Raw genomic sequence first — 23,887 nt, 5'->3', positions numbered from 1 at the left:
GCCCCAGCCGGTGGCGCCCGCCAACGGAAGAGGGGCGGGGGCGGGACGGCCGCTCGCCGGCCAGCAGTCAGGGCGGGGGGCTGGCATCGCCAGCGCTTATGAGTCGGTGTGCCCCGGCTGGCACGGGCGGATGCGGAAGAAATCCAGCGGGAGGGAAGGAACGGCTATAAACCGCCCCCTGGCCGTCATCACCGGCCCTGACTTGGGCTCGCGGGGGTTCTCCACCCCACCCATCCGCGTGCCCGCGCTGGAGACTCGATGAGCACCCAAGCCACCGCCGAAGCCATCACCGACCGGACGCCCCTGTTGAAGTCTCGGCTGGGGTCGTTCCTCGCCGTGATGCCCCTGAGCATCTGGGTCATCAACCATCTGTGGAACAACCTGTCCGCCTTCTACGGCGCGGCGGCCTGGGAAAAGTCGGTGACGGAGTACGCGAACCCGTTCGCCCAGGCGTTCACGTTCATCATCGTCATCCTGCCGCTGCTCATCCACGCCGCGTGGGGCATGGTGCGGATGTTCAGCTTCAAGCCGAACAACCTCGCCTACAACAACTACGGCAACCTCAAGTTCCTCGTGCAGCGCGTGGCGGGCCTGGGCGTGCTCGCGTTCCTGGGCGCGCACATCTGGCTGGCCTTCCTGCACCCGCGCCTGGTGGAGGGCCACGCGGAGCCCTTCGCGGACATCGCGCGGGAGATGCGCTTCCACGGCCCCACGCTGATGGTCTACCTGCTGGGCACGCTGGGCACCGCGTTCCACCTGGCCAACGGCCTCCAGACGTTCGCCATGGGCTGGGGCATCTTCGCCAGCGACCGCTCCATGCGCCGCTTCGAGCCCTTCACCATCCTCATCTTCCTGGTCCTGCTGGCCATGTCCTGGGGCGCCATCTACGCCCTCTACACGGCGGGCGCGGCGTACGGCCCGGGCGGCATGGACGTCGGCTGAAGGCAGCGCCGAGGCCGGGGCGCTCCGACGGGGCGCCCCCTGAAAACACGACCGGCCGCCCCTGACGTCCAGGAGCGGCCGGTTCGCTTTTCAGGGGTGGGCCCCCGCGCGTCAGAACGGGATGTCTTCGTCCGTGCCGCCGGAGTGGCCACCGCCCATGTTCCCGCCGTCGTCCATGCCCATGGGGGGCGGCTGGCCGTAGTCGTCCCGGCCCTGCGAGTAGCCGCCGTTGCCACCGCCCTGCTGCTGCCGGCGTCCGCCGCCGCTACCGCTGCCGCCGCTGTAGCCCTCGCCGGCGTCACGGCCGCCGAGGAAGGTGACGGAGGTGGCGACGACCTCGGTGGTGTAGTTCTTCTTGTTCTCCTTATCCATCCACTCACGCGTCTGCAGACGGCCCTCGACGAAGCACTGCCGCCCCTTCTTGAGGTACTCGCCGCACAGCTCCGCGAGCTTTCCCCAGACGACGATGCGGTGCCACTCGGTGCGCTCCTGCTTCTGGCCGTTCTTGTCGTTCCAGCTCTCGCTCGTCGCGATGCGGAAGTTCGCCACGGCCTGACCGCCCGGGGTGAAGCGCACTTCGGGGTCCGCCCCGAGGTTGCCAATGAGAATGACCTTGTTCACGCCACCAGCCATGTTTCCTCCCGAAACCCGGCCCACCAAGGGCCCGGCACAACCCGCGGGGCCAGACGCCCTGACAGGTCCTTCAGCCCATAGCATCCACCACTGACATTCCCCCGGCCAGATTCCGGCCAGGGCGCACGCCCGCCTGCTCCCTGGTCGGGAGGCGCTGGGATTCCAGGGGGTTGCGCGGGTGCTGGGAGGGCGGCCGCCCGGGGCCGTGCGTCCCGGGCGGCGGAGGCCGGCGGCGGGAGCCTACCCGCCCGGGCGGAGGACGCCGGAGGCGGGCACGGCGTCGGGCGAGGCGGAGCCCGGCGCCACCACCTGGACCGGCTGGGCGCGCTGGGTGGTGCGGGCCTCGGCGGTCTTGATGGTGAGGGTGGAGTCCAGCCCCTTGGCGAAGGCGGTGAGCTGCGGATCCGCGCCGCCGGTGCCCAGCTTGCGCAGGGACTTCCAGAAGGGATGGGTGGTGTCCCCGCCCTTCACCAGCCCCTGGGCCAGCAGGGTGACGGTCGCGTCGCGCTCGCCGGCGCTCGCGGTGCGCAGGGCGGTCACCAGCTCCTCGGGGGCGGTGCGGGCCACCTCGCCCAGGCCGTCGCTGAGCTCATCCTGGGCCTGGGCATCGCGGGCCGTGCCCGCCGCGCGGCACAGCTCCAGCACGCGGGCCAGGGCCTCCGTGTTCCCGCTGGCGGCCAGCTCCACCATGCTGCTCACGCCGGGGACGCCCACCGACAGGACCCGGGCCACCTCGCGCAGCCGGCCGTAGACGTCATCCGTGGAGGAGTAGCTGTCCAGCAGCGTGCGCGTGCCCAGGTAGTCGTGCGGGTTGGACTGGTAGAGGCCCTCCGCCAGCACGGCGCGCACGGCGGGGTCGCGCTCGCTGCGCCACGCGGTGCGCAGGAAGCCGATGTTGCGCTGGTCGTGCTGCTTGCCCAGCTCCAGGTAGGTCTTCACGCGGTTGACGATGTCCGGCGCGCCGCCCTGGGCCTTCTGGCCGTCATTGAGCGACGCCAGCGCGGTGCCCGGCCCCAGCGTGGAGCCGGTGGCGGCCACCGCCGCGCCCAGGGCGTCCATGCCCGCGACGACCGGGCCGGCGCGGCCCGCGTAGTCGTTGACCATGATGGAGAAGGAGAACTTCTCCCCGCCCGCGGACTGCACGTAGCCGCTGAGCGCGGAGACGCCCTCCAGGGTGCCCGTCTTGGCGCGCAGCCGGCCCACGGCGTCCGTGCCGTCGAAGCGATACTTGAGCGTGCCGTCCTTGCCAGCGATGCCCAGCGATGACAGGTACTCCGGGGCCAGCGGGAAGCGCTCGTACATGTGGCGCAGCAGCCGGTCCACCTGCGCGGTGGAGAAGCGGTTGGCGTCGTTGAGGCCGCTGCCGTTCTTCATCACGTAGGTGCCGCGCGCGATGCCCACGTCGCGGGCCAGGAACTCCTCCACCACGTCGATGCCCTTGGCGAACGAGCCCGGCGCGCCCCGCAGCTCCGCGCCCATCGTCTTGAGCAGCGTCTCCGCGACGAAGTTGCTGGAGAGCTTGTTGAGGCGCTTGAGGACGATGTCGAACGTGTCGGACTGGGACACGTACACCATGCGCGCGCGCGAGGGCGTGAGGCCCAGCTTCACCTTCCCCTTCACCTTCACGCCGCGCGAGACGAGCAGCTGCTTGAGCGTGCCGCCGAAGTACAGGGGCGGGCTGTCGATCTTCTTCCACACGCTCACCGCGCCGCGCTCGTCGGGCACCTGGCCCTTCACGACGATCTTCTGCTTGTCGCCGGACGCGTCGGACTTCACGGACACGCGCCGCGCGCGGCCGGGGCCGCTGGTGACGGTGTTGTCCACGATGAAGAAGTCGCTGGGCGGCTCCATGTCCACCACGGCCTTGCCGCCGGGAGCGGAGCGCACATAGACGGCCACCGCGTTCCAGTTGAGGCTGACCGCGCCGGTGGGCGCCATGTACGCGCGGTCGGAGTCCTCCTGGTCGTAGCCGGGCGGGGTGCGCTCGGCGTCGAACCAGGAGTCGTCCACGACGATGTCCTGCACCTCCTTGAGGCCCGCGTGGAGCAGCTCGGAGGTGATGCCGTAGAGGCGCTCGGTGGTGATGGTCGGGTCGCCCTTGCCGCGCACGTAGAGCGTCTTGACCTTGCCGTCGGCGGGCAGCTCCGGCTCGACGAGGAACTCCGTGTCGTAGCGGAACTCCGGCCCCAGGGACACGAGCGCCGCGGAGGACGTGACGAGCTTCACGTTGGAGGCGGGGTTGAGCAGCTCGTCCGCGTTGTGGCTGAACACCACCGTGCCGTCGTCCAGGCTCTGCATGTGCACGCCGACGCGGCTGCTCTTGAGCGCGGTGCGCTGCATCACCTGCACGAGCGCGTTCTTCAACGCCTCGCGTTCAGCCTTTTTGTCGGTGGACGGCGGCGCGGCAAGGGTGGCGGACGGCAGCCACAAGGCAATGGCGGCCGCTGCCCAGAAGGGTCTGGTTCGAAAAACCTGCACGCACGCTCCGGGGAAGTCGCGTTCCATTATGAAGAAGGGAGGAAAGGGGCGGCAAGGGCGGGGGGTGGATGCATCACCGCCTTCAACTTGCCCGCCTGCCTGCTTCCTGGAAACAGAGAGAAGGCTGTCGCAGCATGGGCGCTCCGCCTGACATCCACCCCGTGACAGACGCCATGCCTCCCCTGCCCTCCCACGGCCCGTGGGTGTTCGTCATCGCGCTGGCGTTGGTGCTTGACGCCGGCTGCCGCGCCCCCACTCCCCCGGCCGGCATCACGATGCTGCTGGAGGCGCCGCCGGACAGCCTGGATGACCGCTTCGCCCTCACGGCCCATGGACAGCGCCTGGCGCAGCTCATCAGCCCGGGCCTGCTCACCTTCGACGACGCCAGCCGGCCCGTGCCCCAGCTGGCGGAGTCCTTCCGGGAGGTGTCCCCGACGGTGGTGGAGTTCATCCTGCGCCCGGGGCTCACCTTCCACGACGGGAGCCCCGTCACCGCCGGGGACGTGAAGGCCAGCTACGACAGCCTGCGCGACCCGAAGCTGGGCAGCCCCAAGCGCGAAAGGTACGAGCCCCTGGAGCGGGTGGAGGTGGTGGACGCCCGCACGGTCCGTTTCCACCTGAAGCGGCCGTACGCGCCGCTGCTCGCGGAGCTGTCCGCGGCCATCCTCCCCGCCGGGCGCGCCGGGCCGGGCGGCATCGAGGCGCAGGCGGCGCACCCGGTGGGCGCGGGGCCCTTCCGCTTCGAGTCCTGGCCGGACGAGGAGCACCTGACGCTCGTCCCCTTCGCGGGCTGGCACGGAGGAGCGCCCGCCATGTCCCGGCTGACGTTCCGCGTGGTGCGGGACGAGACGACCCGGGTGCTGGAGCTGCTCAAGGGCCGGGCGGACCTGGTGGTCAACGGCGTGTCCCCAGCGGTGCTGCCCGCGCTGCGCGAGGCGCCCCACCTGCGCGTGGTGACGAAGCCGGGCACGGGCTTCACCTACCTGGGCCTCAACCTGCGCGAAGGGCCGCTCGCGGACGTGCGCGTGCGCCAGGCGCTCTGCCACCTCATCGACGTGCGCCCGCTGGTGGAGCACAAGCTGCACGGGTTGGCGGAGCCCGCCTCCAGCATGCTGCCCCGCGAGCACTGGGCCTTCACGGCCACGCCGGGGTGCGGCTACGCGCCCGAGGAGGCGGCCCGGCTGCTGGATGCGGCGGGGTATCCGGATCCGGACGGGCCCGGGGGAAGGCCGCGCCTGTCCTTCACCTTCAAGACGAGCACGGACCGCTTCCGGCGCGCGGTGGCGCTGGTGCTCAAGGAGCAGTTGGCGAAGGGCGGCGTGGCCGTGGAGGTGCGGGCGCTGGAGTTCGGCACCTTCTTCGAGGACGTGCGCCGGGGCCGCTTCGAGCTGTTCACGCTGAAGTGGGCCGCGGTGATGGAGCCGGATCTGCTGCGGGGCGCGTTCCATTCCGCGAACATCCCCGGGCCGGAGAACCACTGGGGCGGCTTCAACCGGGGCGCGCTCAAGGACCCCACGCTGGACCGCGTGCTGGAGGCGGCGACGCAGGCGTCCCCCGAGGAGCGGCGGGCGCTCTACGCGCAGGCCCAGCGGGAGCTGGACGCGGACATGCCCGTCATCCCGCTGTGGCACGAGGCGAGCATCGCGGTGGTGTCCTCGAGGCTGGCGGACTTCGAGCCCAGCGCGCACGGCCTGCTGCTGCCGCTGGCGAAGGCGCGGGAGGTGACGCCGTGAGCAGGCACCTGGTGCTGGGGAGCGCGCACGTGAGCGGCGGTCCGCGACCGTCGCGGGCCCGAGCCATGCCCCCCGGGAGGGCCCCGTGAGCCGGCGGCTGGTGTCGGCGGTCATCGCGTTGGTGGGCGCGCTGCTGCTCGTGTCGCTGTTCCTGCACCTCGTGCCGGGGGACCCGGTGGACGTGATGCTGGGCGAGCAGGCGACCCAGGTGGACCGCGCGGCGCTGCGGCGGGCGGTGGGGTTGGACCTGCCGTGGTACGCGCAGCTCTGGACGTTCGCCAGGGACCTGGCCACGGGGGAGCTGCGCACATCACTGCCTCCCTTCCAGCGCAAGGTGCTGCCGGCCCTGGGCGCGGCGCTGCCGTACACGCTGCTGCTCACGGTGGCGGCGATGGCGGTGTCGCTGGTGCTGGCGCTGCCCCTGGGCGTGATGGCGGCGGCGCGGCGGGGCACGCCCGTGGACGCGGCGGCGATGGGCGTGTCCGTAGCGGGCGTGGCCCTGCCCCGCTTCTGGCTGGGCCCGGTGCTCATCATCCTCTTCGCGCTGAAGCTGGACTGGCTGCCGGTGTCGGGCGCGGAGTCCTGGCGGCACCTGGTGCTGCCCGCGTTCACGCTGGGCACGGCGCTGGCCGCGTTCCTCGCGCGGATGACTCGCGCGACGATGCTGGAGGCCCTGCGCGAGGACTACGTCACCGTGGCCCGGTCCAAGGGCCTGTCCCCCCGCGTGGTGCTGTGGAAGCACGCGTTCCGCAACGCGCTGCTGCCGCTGGTGACGGTGCTGGGCCTGGAGTTCGGCGCGCTGCTGGGCGGCGCCATCGTGACGGAGAAGGTGTTCGCGTGGCCGGGCATGGGCACGCTGCTGCTCACCGCCATCGAGAAGCGCGACTACAACACCGTGCGCGCCACGGTGCTGCTCTTCACCTTCTGCTACGTCCTGGTCAACACGCTCACCGACGCGGCCTATACGTGGGTGGATCCCCGCGTGCGGAGGCGCTCGTGAGCGGGCCCCGCGGCCTCCGGCTGCGCTCCTGGGGCGCCCAGTTCGGGCTCGCCGTGGCGTGCGTCTGGGTGTTCACCGCGCTGTTCGCGCCGTGGCTCAGCCCCTCCTCGCCGGACGCCATCGACCTCACGCGCGAGCTGTCGCCGCCGACGTCGGGGCACCTGCTGGGGACGGGGGAGAATGGCATCGACGTGCTCACCCACGTGCTGTACGGCGCGCGCGTGTCGCTGGAGGTGTCCTTCTTCGCGGTGGTGCTGTCGGCCGCGGTGGGCATCACGCTGGGCGGCATCGCGGGGTACGCGGGCGGGCTCGTGGACGAGGGCCTGATGCGGCTGGTGGATGTGCTGCTCGCGTTCCCCGGCATCCTGCTGGCGCTGTTCATCACCGCCGTGCTGGGCCCCAGCCTCGCGAACGTCGTCTTCGCCCTCTCCTTCACGGGATGGACGGGCTACGCGCGGCTGACGCGCGGACAGGTGCTCACCCTGCGCGAGCGCGACTACGTGCAGGCGGCGCGCGCCCTGGGCAGTGGCCCGGGGCGGATCCTCGTGCGGCACCTGTTGCCCAACGCCGCGGGGCCCCTGCTCGTCCAGGCGACGTTCGCGCTGCCGGGGGCCATCGTCGCGGAGGCCTCGCTGAGCTTCCTGGGGCTGGGCGTTCCACCGGGCACACCGTCCTGGGGCGCGCTGGTGGACCAGGGGACGCAGTACCTGCTGGTGGCGCCGCATGTGGCGCTCTTCCCCGGCATCGCGTTGGCGGTCACGGTGCTGGGCTTCAATCTGTTGGGCGACGCGCTCCGCGACGCGATGGATCCACGCCACGAAGGCCGGTGACTTGAAGGCACCGGGCGTCCCTGGCAGGAAGCAGGGACGGAGGTGACGAAGACATGAAGGCCGTGGTGCAGCGGGTGCTGGAAGCGTCGGTGACGGTGGACGGCCAGCGCGTGAGCGAGATGGGCCCGGGCCTGCTCGTGCTCCTGGGCGTGGGCAAGGGCGACACCGACGCGGACCTCGCGTGGATGGTGGAGAAGCTGGCCACGCTGCGCATCTTCGAGGACGCCGACGGGAAGATGAACCTGTCGCTGGAGGACACCTCCAAGCACCTCATCGTCGTCAGCCAGTTCACCCTCTACGGGGATGCGCGCAAGGGCCGCCGGCCCAGCTTCACCGACGCGATGGAGCCGGTGGCGGCCAAGGCCCTCTACGAGCGCGCGTGCGAAGCGCTGCGCCAGCGCGGCCTCACCGTGGGCACCGGCATCTTCGCCGCGGACATGAAGGTCGCGCTCGTCAACGACGGGCCCGTCACCCTCCTGCTGGAGAGCCCGCCGAAGGCCGCGGCCCCGGCCTAGCCACCGGCCCCAGCGTCCGCCTCAGCGGAGCGCCCCGGCGGCCTGCTGGCGCACGTCCAGCGTGCGGCGGAAGAACGCCACGCCCTCGGCGCTCGTGCGCGCATGCGAAGCCGCGCGCGTCCCGGCCACGGGGTCCTTGCACAGCATGGCGATGACGTCGAAGCCCTTGGGGTAGCACTCGGGCAGGAAGCTGAAGTGGCCCGCGTCCTCCAGGACCACCGTCGTCGTGGAGGCGACCGGCAGCAGCGCGGACAGGTGGAGGCCGTGCCGCGCGTGCGGCATCAGCTCGTCGCCCTTCGCGAGCACCAGCTCCACCGGCCGTTGGATGTCCGCGGTGTCCCGGGCCTCGAAGGAGGCCGCCATCCCTGGCGCCATCGCGAAGGCCGCCTTCACGCGCGGGTCCTGGTACGAAGCCCGCGACACCTTCATGTCGATGCGGTCGTAGTCCACGTCGCGCAACCCCTCGCAGCCAATCTCCTCGCGGGTGCCCGGCGTCTTGCAGCGCCGCGCGATCCACTCCAGGTTCAGGTTCAGCCCCACCAGCGCCAGCGCCGTGTAGCCCCCCATGGAGTGCCCCGACGCGCCGATGCGCTCCGGATCCACTCGCGGCCCCCACGTCGCGTCCTTCAGCAGGTGGTCGAGGATGACCGTGAAGTCCCGCGGCCGCTCGTAGGCCCGCGCGAAGCCCTCCGGACTCGTGTCTCCGTAGGTGTTGCCCGGGTGGTTCACCCCCACGACGATGAAGCCGTGCGCCGCCAGGTTCGCGCCGAACCAGGACAGGTCCATGACCGAGCCACCGCTCCCGTGCGACAGCAGCACCACCGGCCAGCGCGCCTGGGCGTCCGACAGCGGTGCGTCCTTCGCGCCGAAGAAGGGCTTGAACAGGTCCGACGGCGCGCGGTCATCCATCGGTGTGCCGGGAGCCACCGGGTACCAGAGCAGCGGCTTCAGCGTGCGGTGGCGGGCCGCGTCCTCGAAGGTCAGTGACTGCGTGACGCCCACCGCGTAGGCCGCGTCCGCCCCGTAGAGCGCCGCCACGTCCGTGCGCGGCGCCTCGGACGGCTTCTTCGACGCACAGCCTCCCGTCAGCACGACGGCGGCGACGAGGAGCGCTGCGGACCTCAGCTGGAAGGCGCGGTGCATGGGCCCGAGCATGGCCGGGAACAGACTTCGATGGAAATCACGGGCACACGGCCCAGCCCGGTCCCCGGGCCGCGACCGGGCCCCTGCTCAGCGGGCGGCGAGCGTGCTTCGGAAGAAGGCCACGGCCTCCGCCAGCGTGCGCGCATGCAGGGCCGCGCGCGTTCCGGGGACCGCATCCCGGCACAGCTCGGGGGTGGCCTGGAAGCCGAGCGGCGTGCACTCGGGCAGGAAGCTGAAGTGCGCCGCGTCGTCGAGCACCACCGTCCTCGCCGCCGGCAGCTGTCCCGCCAGGCGCATGCCCATGCGCTCATGCGGCATCAGCTCGTCGCCCTTCGCGAGCACCAGCTCCACTGGCGCGTGGATGTCCACCAGGTCCTGGTCCTCGTAGGAGCCCGCCATGCCCGGCGCCATCGCGAAGGCCGCCCTCACGCGCGGGTCCTGGTACGAAGCCCGCGACACCTTCATGTCGATGCGGCCGTAGTCCACGTCGCGCAGCCCGTCACAGCCGGGATGCATCCGGGTCTCGGGCGAGGTGCAGACCCGGGCGATCCACTCCAGGTTCATGCGCGCGCCCACCAGTGCCAGCGCCGTGTAGCCCCCCATGGAGTGTCCCGCCGCGCCAATGCGCCGCGAGTCCATGCGCGGCCCCCACGCCGGGTCCTTCAGCAGGTGGTCGAGGAGGACGGTGAAGTCCCGAGGCCGCTCATAGCCACGCGCGTAGCCCTCCGGGTTGTCGTCCCCGTAGGTGTTGCCCGGATGGTTCACCGACACGACGAGGAAGCCGCGCGCCGCCAGATGCGCGCCGAACCAGGACATGTTGATGGCCATGCCCCCGCTGCCGTGGGACAGCAGCACCACCGGCCAGCGCGCCTGGGCCTCCGACACCGGCGCGTCCTTCGCGGCGAGGAAGGGCGCGAACACGGCGGACGTCTTCTGTTCCCCCATCGGCGTGCCGGGCGACGCCGGGTACCAGACCACCGCCTTGAGCGAGCGGTGTCGCTCGGTGTCCTCGACGGCCAACGACGCGAGCCCCACCGCGTAGGCCGCGTCCGTCCCCTCGGGGGACACGGAGGCCTCCGCTGGAGCCTGTCCGGCACCACGCGAGGAGGCACAGCCGCCCAGCAGCAACGCCGCGGCGACCCCGAGCGCCCCCAGCACGCGCGGGGAGTCGGGAGGGCGCGCACGAGCGGTCCGGGAGGAGCGTCGCGAGAAGGGGGACATGGCGGGACTCCTCCAGTTCAGGGGGTGGAGCCGCGCGCGCTGGCGCGCGGACAAGACCGGACCGGGACCGCCCATGGGCGCGGTCCCGCGGTGCCTACGGCGCGCCTGGGCCCCCATTGCGAGGGCCTCGGCGAATCACAACCGCACGGTGGTCCCGCGCGTCACCAGCGCCGCCAGCCCCTGCTTCGTCTGCGCCGCGGAGCGCAGGTGCAGCGTGAGCGCGCCCAGCTCACGGATCCACGTGGCCGCGTTCGGGCCCAGGCCGGAGAAGAGCACGGACAACGGCGGCGGCTGCGGCAGGCGGCCCGACCAGTAGCCCAGCACCTCGTCGCGCTCCGGCAGCGACGGTAGCTTCATGCGCTCCTGCTCGCGCGTCAGCAGCCGCTCCAGCTTGCGCGGCAGGTTCACCTGCCAGTGCGCCACCGTCTTCGCCGGCCGCCACGCCCAGTCCGCGAAGGCGAAGCGCTCACGGGCCGCGTACTCGCCCCGGCCCTGCGTGACGAAGACGCGGTCCGGAGGGAACTCCGGGAAGGGGTCCCACTGCCCGGCCAGGAGCGACGCCAGCCCCTGGTCTCCCGGGGGACGCCGCCGGAAGCCGTCCCGCACCGCCCGCGCCGCCCGCGTGTCCCAGTAGGGATAGGACGGGTCCTCCACCATCAGCGCCAGGTTCAGCGCCTCGTCCCACTCGTCCGCGTAGCCGCCGGGGGCACCGCCCACCTCCCAGCCACCGGGCGCCTCGCGCCAGGGCTGGAACACCAGCCGGTCCACCAGGTCCATCCACCCGTCCGAGTCCACCGAGCCCACGCCCCCCGGCAGCGCCGACGAGGACAGCCGCTGGCAGAGGGTGAAGGCCTGCGCGTCCCCCAGCTGGTTGGAGAGCGACTCCAACGCGCCGGAGGCATCCCCCATCGCGCGTTGGAAGAAGGGCAGGACCTGCTCGTGAAAGAAGCGGTCGTTGATGGGACGTAGGACGACGTCCATGCGGGGCGTCCTTCCTGTCCGGCCCTCAGGGCCGCGCGTCTTCCTGGACGATGAGGGCGTGGATGTCCGACGCCGTGGGCGCTTCCAGGATGGCTGCCCGGAAGCGAGGGTTCTTGAAGAGCCGCGAGATGCGCGCCAGCGCCTTCAGGTGCACCCCCGCGCTGTTCTCCGGCGCCACCAGGGCGAAGAACAGGTGTGTGGGCTTTCCGTCGATGGATTCGAAGTCCACCCCCGCGCGCGACACGCAGAAGGCCGCCTGGAGGCTGTCCATGCCGGCCAGCTTGCCGTGCGGAATGGCCACGCCTTCACCAATGCCCGTGCTGCCCAGCTTCTCGCGTTCCTGGAGCACCGCCACCAGCCGGTCCTCGCGCAGCGTCGGGTGCGCCCTGGCCAACGTGGCACTCAGCTCGCGCAGCACCTCCGCCTTCGTGCGGGACTGCATGTCCGCGACGACCGCCTGGGGGCTGAGGAAATCGGCGATTCTCAATGGCGCTCCCGCACTGGCGCTCCGGGCCGGCAATGATTCCTCGGCCGGCAATTACTCCTCACACTGGATTCGCGCAAGGGTCGCCTGGGCGGTCACAGGCGCTTCGCTCACTGCGCGTCAGCCCCGGACCCGGGCCCGGGCGTTCATGCCCCGGACCCGGACCCCGGCCCGCGTCACGTGCCGGTGGCGGCCACCGGCGCGGAGGGCAGGTGCGGTTCGATGACGCCGAACCCCCCTTCCTTGCGGCGGTAGACGATGGACAGCGCCTGCGACTGCTGGTTCTGGAACACGTAGAAGTCGTTGTTCATCAAGTTCATCTGCATCACCGCGTCGTCCACCGACAGCGACTGGATGGCCAGATGGGTGGTGCGCACCAGGCGGGCGACGCCCGGCTCGGCCACCGGCACGGCGGCCGGGGGGCGCGGGGCGGGGGGCGCGGCCTCGGCGGCTTCGGTCGCCTCGGCGGCCTCGTGCTCCGGCTCGTGGACCTCGAAGACGTCGTGGCGGACCCTCACCAGGTCCTGGCCGTGGTGAACCCGCTCCTTGCCGTGGTGCGACTTGAGCTTGTCCCGGTAGCGGCGCAGCTGGCGTTCGATCTTGTCCATCGCCAGGTCGATGGACGCGTACATGTCATCGCTCTTCTCACGCCCCCGGAGGATCCATGCGCCGGAGTGGATGGTGATGTCCGCGTGGTGCAGGTGCCGCTCCAACGACAGCACCACGTGGGCCTCGCCAGCCCGGTCCAGCAGTCGGTTCACCCGTTCGACCTTTTCACGGGCGTACTCCTTCAGGGAATCCGACGCTCCGAATTGACGGAAGGTGATGTTGAGCTGCATGCGTGGCCGCCTCCTAGGGAGAGAGGTAAGCTCCGTGACAGATCAGAAACGGAGCCCACGCCGAAAGCAACCCGGCCCCCCAGGTTGGAACTTCCCGTCCACGGCTCGCGCTCGCGAAAGCGACCGCCAGAGGACAGGTCTTGTGTCCGCTGCCCACCACGCGGGAGGGATTCCGACCCAGGTCTGATTTCCCGGATCTCCGTCCCCCACTCCCGGTGTGTTGCGTTCACTCGAGCAACATGCCCGTCAGCGCCCGCCTGGGTTTCAGGGGACGACGGAGAGCACGAAGTCCTGCGAGTGGTAGATGGCGCCGGAGCACGACGCCACGCCCGAGCACTCGCTCATGACGCCGGACAGGTCCGCGCCCAGGGTGAGCGTGTGGTTGGCCTGCGGCGTGTTGGCGGGGATGGGGAGGCGCACCTTGACGCCGTCTTGCGTGACGGCGAGCTGACCGGGCGCCCTGCCGCCTTCGCGCAGCAGCAGCGCCTCCACGGGGCCGGGGACCTCCGTCGCGGGCTCCCAGCGGAACTCATACGTCTGCCCCACGCGCAGCTTGTCCGGGGTGCCCTCTCCCTGGAACACGAAGCGGCGCTTGGCCTTGGCGTTCTGGAGCACCAGGCGCACGGTGCTGGTGGCGTCCTGGAGCTGCACGGTGATGTCCCCCACCGGCTCGCGGCCCCAGGCCTCCGGGTCGTAGTTGAAGTAGACGCGGCTGTTCTCGCACGCGCCCGACCGGCCGCCCACGGACGACGCGCCGCCCGGCACCACCGTCATCGCCGCGCCGTTGAGGGTGGCCGTGACGTCGTCGGCGAAGCGCGAGCACGGGCCGTCCCCCGTCACCGAATAGCTGACGGTGAAGCGGTGCGCGCCCTGCGCATCCGGCGTCTCCGCGTCGTCCACGTCCGTCAGCGCATACGTGAGCGAGCGGTCCGCCATCTCCGCCAGCGACATGACCTTCGTCTCGCCGCCGCCGCATCCGGTGAGCGCGACGAGCGCCCCCAAGGCAAGGGATGCACCAACGGTTCGACGGGGGGACATGACAGGAAGGACCATAGGGCCCGGCACCCTATCACTCCCGCGCCAGCAGTCCTTCGAGTCGTGTCCGCACGCCAGGCCACTCGGTGTCGAGGAAGGCGTAGTACGCGCTGTCCCGCACGACGCCGCCCCGCACCAGCATGTGGTTGCGCAGGATGCCCTCGAAGCGAGCACCCAGGCGCTCGATGGCCGCGCGCGAGCGCGCGTTGCGCTGGTCCGTCTTCAGCTGCACGCGCATCACGCCCAGCGTGTCGAAGGCGTGGCGCAGGAGCAGGAACTTGCACTCCGTGTTCACCCGCGAGCGCCACACCCGCCGGGCCAGCCACGTGGAGCCGATCTCCAGCGTGCGGTGCTCGCGGGAGATGTCCATGAAGCGCGTGGTGCCCACCACGGCCCCGCTCGCCTGCTCGCAGATGGCGAAGGGCTGTTCGGTCCCCGCGGCGGCGGCCCGGAGCGCGGCGGTGACGTAGTCCGCCACGTCCGCTTCGGTGCGCAGCACGCGTGAGAAGTGCGCGAAGAGCTCCGGCTCACAGAGCGCCGCGAGCGCGGGCACGTGGGAGGAGGACAGGGGCACCAGCCGCACCGCCGCCCCCTCCAGGGTGACGGGCGGGACGGTCAGGGGCGCGGGGTCGCGGCGGGGCACGCCGACGTCATGGGGGAACACGGGGTCCATGGCCCCACTTCATGCCCCAGGGCCGGCCCTGGCGTGCAGGGCCGGTTCCGACAAACCGGCTGGACCAGCCCGGCCCGCGGCTCAGAAGTACTTCTTGCGCTTGCTGCTGGGGAGGATGCCCAGCACCTCGCGGTACTTGGCCACCGTGCGCCGGGCGATCTCCGTGCCCTGCGAGCGCAGCAGCTCCACGATCTTCTGGTCCGAGTACGGGTTGCGCGCGTCTTCCTGCGACACCAGCTGCTTGATGTGGTGCTTCACGGCCTCGCTGGCGGTGTCCTCGCCGGACACGCGCGCGATGGACGAGTTGAAGAAGTACTTCAGCTCGAAGATGCCCTGCGGCGTGTGCACGTACTTGCTCGTCGTCACGCGGCTGACGGTGGACTCGTGCATGCCGATGTCCTCCGCCACGTCGCGCAGGATGAGCGGCTTGAGGTGCGCGATGCCCTTGTCCAGGAAGTCCCGCTGGAACTTCACGATGCTCTCGGTGACCTTGTAGATGGTGCGCTGCCGCTGGTGGATGGAGCGGATGAGCCACATCGCGCTGCGCAGCTTGTCCTGGATGAACTCCTTGGTCTGACCGGGGCTCACCGCGCCCGTCTTGAGCGCGTTCCGATACATGCCGGAGATGCGCAGCTTGGACAGGCCGTCGTCGTTGAGGACCACGGTGTAGTCCTCGTCCCCCAGCTTGTAGACGAAGACGTCGGGGGTGATGTACTGCGCGTCATCCCCGCTGAAGTTGCGGCCCGGGCGCGGATCCAGCTTGGGCAGCAGCTTCGCCGCCGACACGACCTCCTCCAGCGTGACCTTGAGGTCCTTGGCGATGGCCGGCAGGTTCTTGCTCTCCAGGTACTTCATGTGCCGCTTGATGATGAGGCCCAGCAGCGCCGCGTTCGGGTCCTTCATCGCCTGCAGCTGGATGAGCAGGCACTCCTGCAGGTCGCGCGCGCCGCAGCCCCGGGGCTCCAGGTTCTGGATGCGGCGCAGCGTGCGCTCCGCCACGTGCATGGGCACGTCCGCCTCGTTGGACAGGCGGATGAGCGGGTCGCCCTCCACGTCCGGCAGCTTGAGGTAGCCGTCGTCGTCCAGGTTGCCCAGGATGAGCACCGCCACGCGGCGCTCGGCCTCGTTGAGCCGCAGCGTGCCCAGCTGCTCCTGGAGGTGGTCGACCAGGTCCTCCTTCTTCACCATGTTGGCTTCGAACGACGGCAGGTCGTCCGTGGCCACGTTGCCCTTGTTGGAGGCGGTGGTGGGCTCGTTGAACTGGTAGCTGTTGAGGTAGGACTCCCAGTCAATCTCCGGGGGGCCCTCCCCGTCCGCCTTGAACTCCTGGGCGGTCTCCGGCGTCGCCGAGGGCAGGTCGACGTCCCGCGCGATTTCCGCGTTGTCCGCTTCGAGCGAGGCCTCGCCCGGCTCCTTCTCACTCACCTCGCCCGGCATGCCCTCCTCGGGCTGCTCCAGGAGCGGGTTCTGCTCCATCTCCTCGCGGACCTGGTCCAGGAGCTCCATTCGCGAGAGCTGGAGGAGCTTGATGGCCTGCTGCAGCTGGGGCGTCATCACCAGCTGCTGCGCGAGCTTCAGGCTCTGTTTGAGTTCCATCGCCATGTGGGGGCGTCTCCAGAAGGCATCCGTGCCACTTGAAGGGAGGTTCCCATCAAGGACCGTGCCAACCTAACAAGGACCCCCGGCCACGTCCAGTGCCCCGGGCCGTGGTTCCTGACTTGCACCATCAAAAATCCGCAAGAAATCCAAAAGGTTGTCGCAACCCCCGCCTGCCTGGCCGATGTTCAAACGTCGACGCAAAAGCGGGGCCAACTTCACTCCGAGCATCTGGAGACACACGGAGAGAGTGGCTTTTCAGGGGGCTTGGAGGCGAAACCGGTCCCCCAGGTAGACGGCCCGCGCGCGGGCGGAGCCGGCGATCTGCGCGGGGGTTCCTTCTTCCAGGATTTGCCCCTGTGCGATGATGTAGGCCCTGTCACAGATGCCCAGGGTGTCCTGGACGTTGTGGTCGGTGATGAGGATGCCCAGGCCCCGCTCGCGCAGCAGGTGGATCTGCCGCTGGAGGTCGCCCACGTTGATGGGGTCCACGCCCGCGAAGGGCTCGTCGAAGAGGATGAAGCGGGGGGCGGGGATGAGGCTGCGGGCGATTTCGGCCCGCCGCCGCTCGCCGCCGGAGAGGGTCTCTCCCCAGGACTCGCCGACGTGGGAGAGGCCGAACTCCTCCAGGAGGGTGTCGGCGCGCTTCTGGCGGTCCTGGGAGGTGAGGCCCTTCTGGAGCTCCAGCACGGCCAGGAAGTTCTGGCGCACCGTGAGCTTGCGGAAGACGGAGGCCTCCTGGGGCAGGTAGCCCACGCCGCGGCGGGCACGGCGGTGCATGGGCAGGTGGGTGAGGTCCTCGTCGCCCACGCGCACCCGGCCCGCGTCGGGCGTCACCAGGCCCACGACCATGTTGAAGCTGGTCGTCTTGCCGGCGCCGTTGGGGCCCAGCAGGCCCACGACCTCCCCCGGGGAGACGTTGAAGGAGACGCCCTGCACCACCTGACGGCGGTGGAAGGTCTTCTGGAGGCCTTCCGCGAACAGCTTCGCGCCGCCGCTCATGGGGCGGTGCCCCCGGCCTTCGGCGCGGGCGCCTTCTTGCGGGCGCCGGGGACGGCGGTGCTGGCCGGGGACTCCACGAGGATGCGGGCGTTCTCCACCTCCACGCGCTCGTTGCCCAGGATGAGGCGCACCTTGGTGCCGGTGACGTAGGTGTTGCCCTGGCGGGCCTCCGGGGAGCCCGTCACCACCAGCACGCCGGAGGGGACGTCGTAGTCGGCGCGCTCGCCCCGGGCCTGCCGGTCGCCGTCCACGGCGCGCACGTTGCCCGCGCACACCACGCGCGTCACCTGGCGGGTGGCGTTGTAGTAGCCGGTCATCTTGTCGCAGCGGATGTCCATGGTCTGGTGCTTCACCCGCACGTTGCCGGTGAGCACCGCCTGGGTGCGGTCGCCGGTGACGTGGTCCGCGGACAGGTCCACCGGGTTGCGCAGGTCCGCGGGGGCCAGCGACGTGCCCGGCGCGGGCAGCGGCGCGGCGGGGGCGCCCGCGGCGGGGGCCGGGGGCTGCGCGGCCGGGCCCGCTCCGGGCTTCGCGGCGGGGGCGGCCTGCGCGACGGCCGGCATGCCCGGAGTGGCGGGCGAGGCGGCCTGCGTGGACGTGGGCTGGGCCAGGAACAGCGCCATCACGAGGAACTCAATCACTCCGTCGCTCCACCCAGCACGGCCTCGACCGTGCCGTCGAAGGTGAACGTCTGGTCCTGCGCGGACAGCTCGAAGCGGTCCGCCCGCATCTGGTAGTCGGGGCCCTTCATCGTCACGCCCTCCTCGCCATGCGCCCGGCGCACGTCCGCGTCGTAGGTGAGCCGGGGCGTGTTGGCCACCATGCCCACGTCCGTGCGCACGACGACGCCCCCCGTGCCCACCCACCGTCTGGACGCGAGGCTGCCGTCCATATTCGGCGCGGCGATGGTGGTGCCGTCGGACAAGGTGGGAGGCGAGCCCTGCCCGCCCGGGCCGGGGGGCAGCCGGACGACGACGTCGGTGGCCTGCACCTCGCCGCCCGCGCGCCGGTAGAGGACGCGCGCGGCGGTGCCGGACACCTGGAGCCTGTCGCCTTCGAACGAGCGGAGGTGCGCGCCCTCCAGCACCACGTCCGGGAGCGGCTCGCTCGCGGCGCCTGGGGCGGACCGACGCGGGCCGCAGGCGGTGGCGAGGAGTCCCAGGAAGCTCAAGGCAAGCAGGCGCGGCACAGGGGCCTCCTTATCACCGCGCCGGGGCGGACGCTGTGTCGGCGAGGGCCGGGGAAACGTCCCCGGGAGGACGCGTCTTCCACCGCTGATGCATCCACACCCACTGTTCGGGTGCCCGGCGGATGGCCGCCTCGATGCGCTGTGACAGGGCCGTGGTGAGGGCCTGGACGGCCGCCTCGCGCTCCACCGCGTCCGGGGCGGGCACCTCCTCCATCGTGAGCCGGTAGCCCTCCTTGTCGCGCTGACAGAAGCCCACCACCACCGCCGCGCCGGTGCGCAGCGCCAGGTCCGCCGCCGCGCGCGGGGTGGCCGCCAGCTCCCCGAAGAAGGGCACGAAGACGGACTGCACCCGGGTGTCCTGGTCGATGAGGATGCCCAGGATTTCACCGCTCCGCAGCGCGCGGAGCATGGCCCGGGCCGCGCCCTCCTGGCCGCGCCAGATGCTGCGGACGCCGCCCTTCGCGCGGAAGTCCTCCACCAGCGCGGTGAGGCGCGGGTCGCTGGTCTCCTTCGCGATGCTCTGGCTGGGGTAGCCCGCCTTCGCCACGCGCCGCGCGAGCAGCTCCCAGTTGCCCACGTGCCCGGACACGAAGACGACGCCCTTCCCCTTCGCCAGCGCGGACTCCAGCACCTGCCGGTCCTGCGCGGGCCAGGCCACCAGCGCCTCCAGTCCGGCATCCAGCGCGCGCGTGGAGGCCACCTCCAGGGCGGCGGCGGCCAGGTGGCGGAAGGCCCCCCGTCCGAGCGCGTCACGCTCCGCGTCACCCAGGTCCGGGAAGGCGCGGGCCAGGGACTTGAGCGCCTTGCGCCGCTCTCCGCCCGCGAGGGCATAGGCCCAGCCGCCCAGCGTCATTCCCAGGGTGCGGGCCATTCCCAGCGGCAGGAACTGGAGCAGGCGCAACATCCCGGCGATGAGCAGGTAGCGCAGGTAACGCTTCAGGCGCTTTGTTAAAGGGGGACGCTCCACGACGCGTCTCCATATCCCATGCGCGAATACAACTTCGACGGCCTCATTGGTCCGACCCACAATTACGCCGGCCTCTCGCCCGGCAACCTGGCGTCACAGCACCACGGGGGCCAGCCCAGCCAGCCCCGGGAGGCGGCGCTCCAGGGGCTGGAGAAGATGCGCTTCGTGTCGGAGCTGGGCGTGGGGCAGGCCGTGCTGCCGCCCCAGCCGCGCCCGTCCCTGCGCACGCTGCGCGCGCTGGGCTTCACGGGCTCCGACGAGGAGGTCATCACCCGCGCCGCCCGCGACGCGGAGCACCTGCTGCGCCTCACCTCCAGCGCCTCCGCCATGTGGACGGCGAACGCGGCCACCGTGGCGCCGTCGGTGGACACCGCGGACGGCCGGGTGCACCTGACGCCCGCGAACCTCACGCAGATGTTCCACCGCGCCATCGAGGCGGACACCACGCACTCGGTGCTGCGCGCCATCTTCGCGGACCCCCAGAAGTTCCAGGTCCACGCCCCGCTGCCGGGCGGCTCGCACTTCGCGGACGAGGGCGCCGCGAACCACACGCGCCTCGCGACGCCGGGCCACCGGGGCGTGCACCTGCTGGCCTGGGGGCGCAGCGCGTGGCAGGACGTGAAGGGGCCGCAGCGCTTCCCCGCGCGGCAGACGCTGGAGTCCAGCCAGGCCCTGGCGCGGCTGCACCAGCTGGACCCGGCCCAGGTGCTCCTGCCGCAGCAGCACCCGGACGGCATCGACGCGGGCGCGTTCCACACCGACGTGCTCGCGGTGGGCAACGAGCGCTTCCTCATGCTGCACGCGCTGGCGTTCGTGGAGCACCCGAAGCTGCTCCAGGCGCTGCGCGAGAAGCTGGGTGACGCCTTCCGCTTCGAGGTCGCGACGGACGCCGAGCTGCCGGTGAAGGACGCGGTGCGCGCCTATCCGTTCAACTCGCAGGTGCTGTCGCTGCCGGATGGCACCATGGCCATCATCGCGCCCATCGAGAGCCGCGAGACGCCCACGGCGCGCGCCTTCCTGGAGCGCGTCGTCGCCGGGGACAACCCGGTGAAGGCGGTGCACTACCTGGACGTCCGTCAGTCCATGAACAACGGCGGGGGCCCGGCGTGCCTGCGCCAGCGCATCTCCCTCACGGACGCGGAGCGGGCCGCCATCACCGCGGACGTCTTCTACTCCCCGGCCCTGCACGCGTCGCTCGCGGACTGGGTGCGACGGCACTACCGCGACGTGCTCAAGCCGGAGGACGTGAGGGATCCGCTGCTGGCGCGCGAGACGATGACGGCGCTCGACGAGCTGACGCGCCTGCTCAAGCTGGGCAGCGTCTACGACTTCCAGCGGTGACATGAGCCTGTCCTCCTGCCTGCCCTCCGTCACGCCAGACGTCCGAGGGCAGGCCCGCCCGCCTGCGCTCCGCGCCGCATGGCCGCTCGCGTCGTCCGGACACACCTTGACTGTCAAGGAGGTGACGTCCCCCATGATTCCGACCGCCATCCAAAACTACCTGAGGCGCCACCGCGTCCCCTTCGAGCGGTACGCCCACGAACGGGCCGTGACCGCCATGGAACTCGTGGGCGTCCTCAACGTGCCGGGCTGGCGCGTCGCGAAGTCCGTCATCGTGCTGGCCAACCGGCAGCCCTGGATCGTCGTCGTGCCCGCGCTGGCGACCCTGGACCTGCGGCTGGTGCGCGACACGCTGGATGTGCGCACCGCGCGGCTCGCCGCCGAGTCCGAGTTCATCGACCACTTTCCGGGCTGCGAGCCCGGCGCGGAGCCGCCCTTCGGAGAGCTGTACGGCCTGCCCGTGGCGCTGGATGAATCGCTCAGCATCAACGAGCGACTGCTGTTCCGCGCCGGTTCGCACGAGGAGGCCCTGGAGATGCGCTTCCAGGACTTCGCGCGCCTGGAGTGGCCGCTGGTCGCGTCCTTCATCCAGCCGACCGCGGTGGAGAAGGCGACCTACGGCGCTCCCATCGAGGACTCGGGCGCGTCCGCCTGAGCCTTCGGGGCCTCCAACAGGTCCCGCTGACGTGCGTCCACCAGCGCACGCTCGCGCTCCTCCAGCCGCGCCGCCCAGGCCTCCGCCTCCGCGCGCCGCATGTCGCCCTGCCCCATGAGCCGAAGGCCCTCGTGCACCGAGCGCGCCGCCGCGTCGTAGCGCGACAGCAGCTCTTGCAAGCGAGCCACCGCGAAGTGGCTCTCCGGTCCTGGCAGCAACCCCACGACCGAGCGGCGCTGCTCCAGCGCACGGGCCAGCAGGCCTTCGCGCTCGAAGCTGTCCGCCTCCAGGGACAGCAGGCGGGCGCGCTGGCGCGTGTCCGTCAGGTATGGCGCCACCACGGCCAGCGTGTCCCGGGACCGGCGCAGGAGGCCCGCCTCCTGCTGCCGTGTGGACAGGGTGAAGGCCAGCTCCACGTCCTGGGGGAAGCGCTTCGCGAGCGATTCCAGGGACTGGAGGGCTTCGGCCTGCTTGCCCTGCGCGCGCCACAGGTCCGCGCGCAACAGGTGCGTGGGCAGGACATCCGGAGCGCGCCGCTCCACCTCCGCGCACGCCGCCTCCGCCGCTGGGAGGTTCCCCTGGGCGAGCTGGCCGCGCGCCTCGCGCACCCAGAGCGCGGTGGCCTCGGGCCGGCCCTCGAAGTGCTCGCGCGCCCAGGCGAGCCACGTGAGCCCCAGGGCGCGACGCGCGGGCTCGGCGAGCAGCGCCCCGGCCAGCTCCGAGGCCTGTCCCGGGGACTCGGGGGTCAGGGTCTCGAGCTCCTCCAGGGTGCGCGCCAGGGGCACCGCTTCGGTGAGCAGCACGCGCGTGTCACCCGCGTCGTGCGCGAGGCGGTACTCCAGGAAGGCCTGCGCGCGGCGGCCCAGGTGTAGCAGCGCCCGCGCCGCCACGCGGTGCGACGGCGCATCCAGCGGCCGGAGGTACAGCGCGTGGTTGACGAAGGTCAGCGCGTCCCTCGCGCCCGTCGCCCCGTCCGCCACGGAGGCCATCGCCACCAGCCGGTACAGCAGGTAGTCCGCCGGGTGCACGTCGATGAGCTGGAGCCCCAGCGCGCGCACCTCCGCGCTCGCAGGATGGGCCGTCACGCGCTCCGCCAGCAGGGCCTCCGCGTCCGCCATCCTCCGGCGGCCCGACACGAGCGCGAGGAGCATCACCGCCGTGAGCGCCGCCGCCAGGGCCAGCGCGGGACCGGTGGGCACCGCGCCCATGCGCGTCCGTCGCGCCACGCCGCGCTCCGCGTCGCGAGGCCTCGCCACCGCGCCCAGCACCACCGCCACCGCCACCGCGCACGCCGGCAGCTCCAGGCTGAAGTCGAAGAGGTTGTGCAGTCCCAGGGCCGCCACGCCCGACAGCACCGCCAGCTCCACGGGGCCATGGTCCTCGCGCCGCACGCGCCGGACGAAGGCCCAGACGCCCAGCCCCAGGAGCAGCAGCCCGGGCACGCCCCACTCCGCCGCCACCTGCAACACCCCGTTCTCCGGGTGCGTGAAGGTGTTGGGGTTGGGCTCGGTCTGGTAGCGCGGGAAGGCGGCCTCGAACGCGCCGCGGCCCATGCCCAGCACCGGGAAGGCGCTGGCCGCGCGGGCCATCATCGGCCACGGCTCCATCTTGCCGCGGCCCAGGGCCTCCACGCCGTCCAAGCTGCGCGCCTCCGCCCACAGCTGATCCGCCGCCAGGGACACGCCCACGGACACCATCGCCAGCAGGCCCAGCAACACCGCCGCGCCCCGGCCCCACGCGGGCCGCGCGGGAGTGCGTGCCTCGCGCCGCTGCTTCAGCAGCCACGCCGCGAGCAGCACCTGTCCGAAGACCAGGAACACGATGCCCGCGCGCGACAGCGACAGCAGCACGCCCACGCCAGAGACGAGCGCCGCCATCGCGAAGGGCCACGCCCGCGAGCGCGGCTGCTTCGACAGCGCGAGCCCCACCGCCACCGTCGCGCACAGGCCCAGGAACCCGGCCAGGTGGTTCGGATTTCCAAACGGCGTCACCAGCGGAGGTCGCGCGTGCACGTAGGCCCGCAGGCCGAACAGCGTCTCCACGCCGAAGAGCGCGTGCCCCAACCCCACCAGCGCCACCGCCGCGCCCGTGAAGGCCAGCACCGCGAGCAGCCGCTGCCGCGACGCCCGCGCGCGGCACACCTGCGCCGCCGCGACGAACGTCAGCAGATACGCCGCGTGCTTCGCCAGCTCGCGCCACGTGGCGGACGGATCCAGCGACACCGGCCGCAGCCCCTCGAGCCCCAGCGGCACGAGCACGTCCTCGCGCAGCGCGAAGGCCTCCGGGCTCACGTACTTCAGCACCCCCGGCGGCAGCGGCACGAGCTGGAGCGCGCACAGCACCACGCCCCCCACCAGCGGCGCCGCCAGCAACGGCACGCGCGGCGTCTCCCGCTGCCGCCGCGCGCCCACGAAGGCCAGCACCGCCGCGGCCCCGGACAGCACGCACAGGGGCCAGGACACCCAGGGTGCCGCTCCGCCCAGCGCCGCCGGCCCCAGGACCACCAGCGCCGCGAGCGCCGCTTCGGCGAGGACCGTGTACCGGGAGACGCGGAGAGGGCCAGGAGCCATGCGAGGCGCGCGAGTATGTCACGCCCGTCACGCGCCCCGGCCCCGTCCTCCCAGCCAGGG

22 protein-coding genes are annotated in these 23,887 nt (G+C 71.9%); 7 read left to right on the top strand and 15 right to left on the bottom strand.

Annotated elements, in window-relative coordinates:
- The first annotated feature begins 258 nt into the window (after positions 1 to 258).
- A complete protein-coding gene (locus FOF48_RS00270; RefSeq protein ID WP_143897575.1) occupies positions 259 to 942 on the top strand; it encodes a succinate dehydrogenase in 684 nt (227 codons plus the stop codon).
- 111 nt (positions 943 to 1,053) lie between these two features.
- Here the strand turns inward: FOF48_RS00270 and FOF48_RS00265 are convergent, their stop codons facing one another.
- A complete protein-coding gene (locus tag FOF48_RS00265; RefSeq protein ID WP_143897573.1) occupies positions 1,054 to 1,575 on the bottom strand; it encodes a single-stranded DNA-binding protein in 522 nt (173 codons plus the stop codon).
- Positions 1,576 to 1,815: 240 nt separating this feature from the next.
- Positions 1,816 to 4,053 (bottom strand): D-alanyl-D-alanine carboxypeptidase/D-alanyl-D-alanine-endopeptidase, encoded by a 2,238-nt coding sequence (gene dacB / locus FOF48_RS00260; protein ID WP_143897571.1) that lies wholly within the window; start codon positions 4,051 to 4,053, stop codon positions 1,816 to 1,818.
- A gap of 134 nt (positions 4,054 to 4,187) precedes the next feature.
- Between dacB and FOF48_RS00255 the strand changes: the two genes are divergently transcribed.
- The 4 genes from FOF48_RS00255 (at position 4,188) to dtd (ending at position 8,131) form a co-directional block, all read left to right on the top strand.
- Positions 4,188 to 5,786 (top strand): ABC transporter substrate-binding protein, encoded by a 1,599-nt coding sequence (locus tag FOF48_RS00255; RefSeq protein WP_143897569.1) that lies wholly within the window; start codon positions 4,188 to 4,190, stop codon positions 5,784 to 5,786.
- An 85-nt stretch (positions 5,787 to 5,871) separates the two neighbouring features.
- The gene (locus FOF48_RS00250) at positions 5,872 to 6,786 is read left to right on the top strand and encodes an ABC transporter permease (protein ID WP_143897567.1); all 915 of its coding nucleotides are present in this window, start codon (positions 5,872 to 5,874) and stop codon (positions 6,784 to 6,786) included.
- Entirely contained in the window at positions 6,783 to 7,616 is an 834-nt protein-coding gene (locus FOF48_RS00245; RefSeq protein WP_143897565.1) for an ABC transporter permease, read from the top strand. Before FOF48_RS00250 ends, FOF48_RS00245 begins: the two co-directional genes overlap by 4 nt.
- Positions 7,617 to 7,669: 53 nt before the next feature.
- Positions 7,670 to 8,131, top strand: coding sequence for a D-aminoacyl-tRNA deacylase (gene dtd / locus FOF48_RS00240; protein ID WP_143897563.1), 462 nt, complete (start codon positions 7,670 to 7,672; stop codon positions 8,129 to 8,131).
- 21 nt (positions 8,132 to 8,152) lie between these two features.
- On the opposite strand, the gene FOF48_RS00235 is transcribed toward dtd, so the two are convergent.
- From FOF48_RS00235 to FOF48_RS00180, 12 genes are all read right to left on the bottom strand, one after another.
- Positions 8,153 to 9,274 (bottom strand): alpha/beta fold hydrolase, encoded by a 1,122-nt coding sequence (locus FOF48_RS00235; RefSeq protein WP_186001708.1) that lies wholly within the window; start codon positions 9,272 to 9,274, stop codon positions 8,153 to 8,155.
- Between the two features lie 87 nt (positions 9,275 to 9,361).
- Entirely contained in the window at positions 9,362 to 10,495 is a 1,134-nt protein-coding gene (locus FOF48_RS00230; protein WP_143897559.1) for an alpha/beta fold hydrolase, read from the bottom strand.
- Positions 10,496 to 10,630: 135 nt separating this feature from the next.
- Positions 10,631 to 11,476 (bottom strand): hypothetical protein, encoded by an 846-nt coding sequence (locus tag FOF48_RS00225; protein ID WP_143897557.1) that lies wholly within the window; start codon positions 11,474 to 11,476, stop codon positions 10,631 to 10,633.
- Positions 11,477 to 11,501: 25 nt separating this feature from the next.
- Positions 11,502 to 11,963, bottom strand: a complete 462-nt coding sequence (locus tag FOF48_RS00220; RefSeq protein ID WP_143897555.1) for a PTS sugar transporter subunit IIA — start codon at positions 11,961 to 11,963, stop codon at positions 11,502 to 11,504.
- 173 nt (positions 11,964 to 12,136) lie between these two features.
- Positions 12,137 to 12,799 carry a ribosome hibernation-promoting factor, HPF/YfiA family gene (gene hpf / locus FOF48_RS00215; RefSeq protein ID WP_143897553.1) on the bottom strand — a complete coding sequence of 221 codons (663 nt, stop codon included), beginning with the start codon at positions 12,797 to 12,799 and terminating at the stop codon, positions 12,137 to 12,139.
- A 264-nt stretch (positions 12,800 to 13,063) separates the two neighbouring features.
- A complete protein-coding gene (locus FOF48_RS00210) occupies positions 13,064 to 13,837 on the bottom strand; it encodes a hypothetical protein (RefSeq protein WP_143897551.1) in 774 nt (257 codons plus the stop codon).
- Between the two features lie 31 nt (positions 13,838 to 13,868).
- Positions 13,869 to 14,507, bottom strand: a complete 639-nt coding sequence (locus FOF48_RS00205) for a GNAT family N-acetyltransferase (RefSeq protein WP_143897549.1) — start codon at positions 14,505 to 14,507, stop codon at positions 13,869 to 13,871.
- Positions 14,508 to 14,588: 81 nt separating this feature from the next.
- Positions 14,589 to 16,109: an RNA polymerase factor sigma-54 gene (gene rpoN, locus FOF48_RS00200; protein WP_143897547.1), complete on the bottom strand. Its 1,521-nt coding sequence runs from the start codon at positions 16,107 to 16,109 to the stop codon at positions 14,589 to 14,591.
- Between the two features lie 252 nt (positions 16,110 to 16,361).
- Positions 16,362 to 17,105 (bottom strand): LPS export ABC transporter ATP-binding protein, encoded by a 744-nt coding sequence (lptB, locus tag FOF48_RS00195; RefSeq protein WP_143897545.1) that lies wholly within the window; start codon positions 17,103 to 17,105, stop codon positions 16,362 to 16,364.
- Positions 17,102 to 17,746, bottom strand: coding sequence for an LptA/OstA family protein (locus FOF48_RS00190; protein WP_143897543.1), 645 nt, complete (start codon positions 17,744 to 17,746; stop codon positions 17,102 to 17,104). The genes lptB and FOF48_RS00190 overlap by 4 nt, the downstream gene beginning before the upstream one ends.
- Positions 17,743 to 18,294: a hypothetical protein gene (locus FOF48_RS00185; protein WP_143897541.1), complete on the bottom strand. Its 552-nt coding sequence runs from the start codon at positions 18,292 to 18,294 to the stop codon at positions 17,743 to 17,745. Before FOF48_RS00185 ends, FOF48_RS00190 begins: the two co-directional genes overlap by 4 nt.
- A 13-nt stretch (positions 18,295 to 18,307) precedes the next feature.
- Entirely contained in the window at positions 18,308 to 19,261 is a 954-nt protein-coding gene (locus FOF48_RS00180) for a lysophospholipid acyltransferase family protein (RefSeq protein WP_143897539.1), read from the bottom strand.
- Between the two features lie 18 nt (positions 19,262 to 19,279).
- Here FOF48_RS00180 and astB point away from each other — a divergent pair, with 18 nt between their 5' ends.
- Entirely contained in the window at positions 19,280 to 20,602 is a 1,323-nt protein-coding gene (astB, locus tag FOF48_RS00175; protein WP_143897537.1) for an N-succinylarginine dihydrolase, read from the top strand.
- Between the two features lie 133 nt (positions 20,603 to 20,735).
- Positions 20,736 to 21,257, top strand: a complete 522-nt coding sequence (locus FOF48_RS00170; protein ID WP_186001707.1) for an aminoacyl-tRNA deacylase — start codon at positions 20,736 to 20,738, stop codon at positions 21,255 to 21,257.
- Here the strand turns inward: FOF48_RS00170 and FOF48_RS00165 are convergent.
- Positions 21,218 to 23,827 (bottom strand): O-antigen ligase family protein, encoded by a 2,610-nt coding sequence (locus tag FOF48_RS00165; RefSeq protein ID WP_143897535.1) that lies wholly within the window; start codon positions 23,825 to 23,827, stop codon positions 21,218 to 21,220. The genes FOF48_RS00170 and FOF48_RS00165 overlap by 40 nt on opposite strands.
- Between the last annotated feature and the right edge of the window lie 60 nt (positions 23,828 to 23,887).

This window comes from Corallococcus sp. Z5C101001, assembly GCF_007352635.1.
GTDB classification, from domain to species: domain Bacteria; phylum Myxococcota; class Myxococcia; order Myxococcales; family Myxococcaceae; genus Corallococcus; species Corallococcus silvisoli.
Note: the sequence above shows the minus strand (reverse complement) of the source record. Positions and strands in the feature narration are given on the sequence as shown.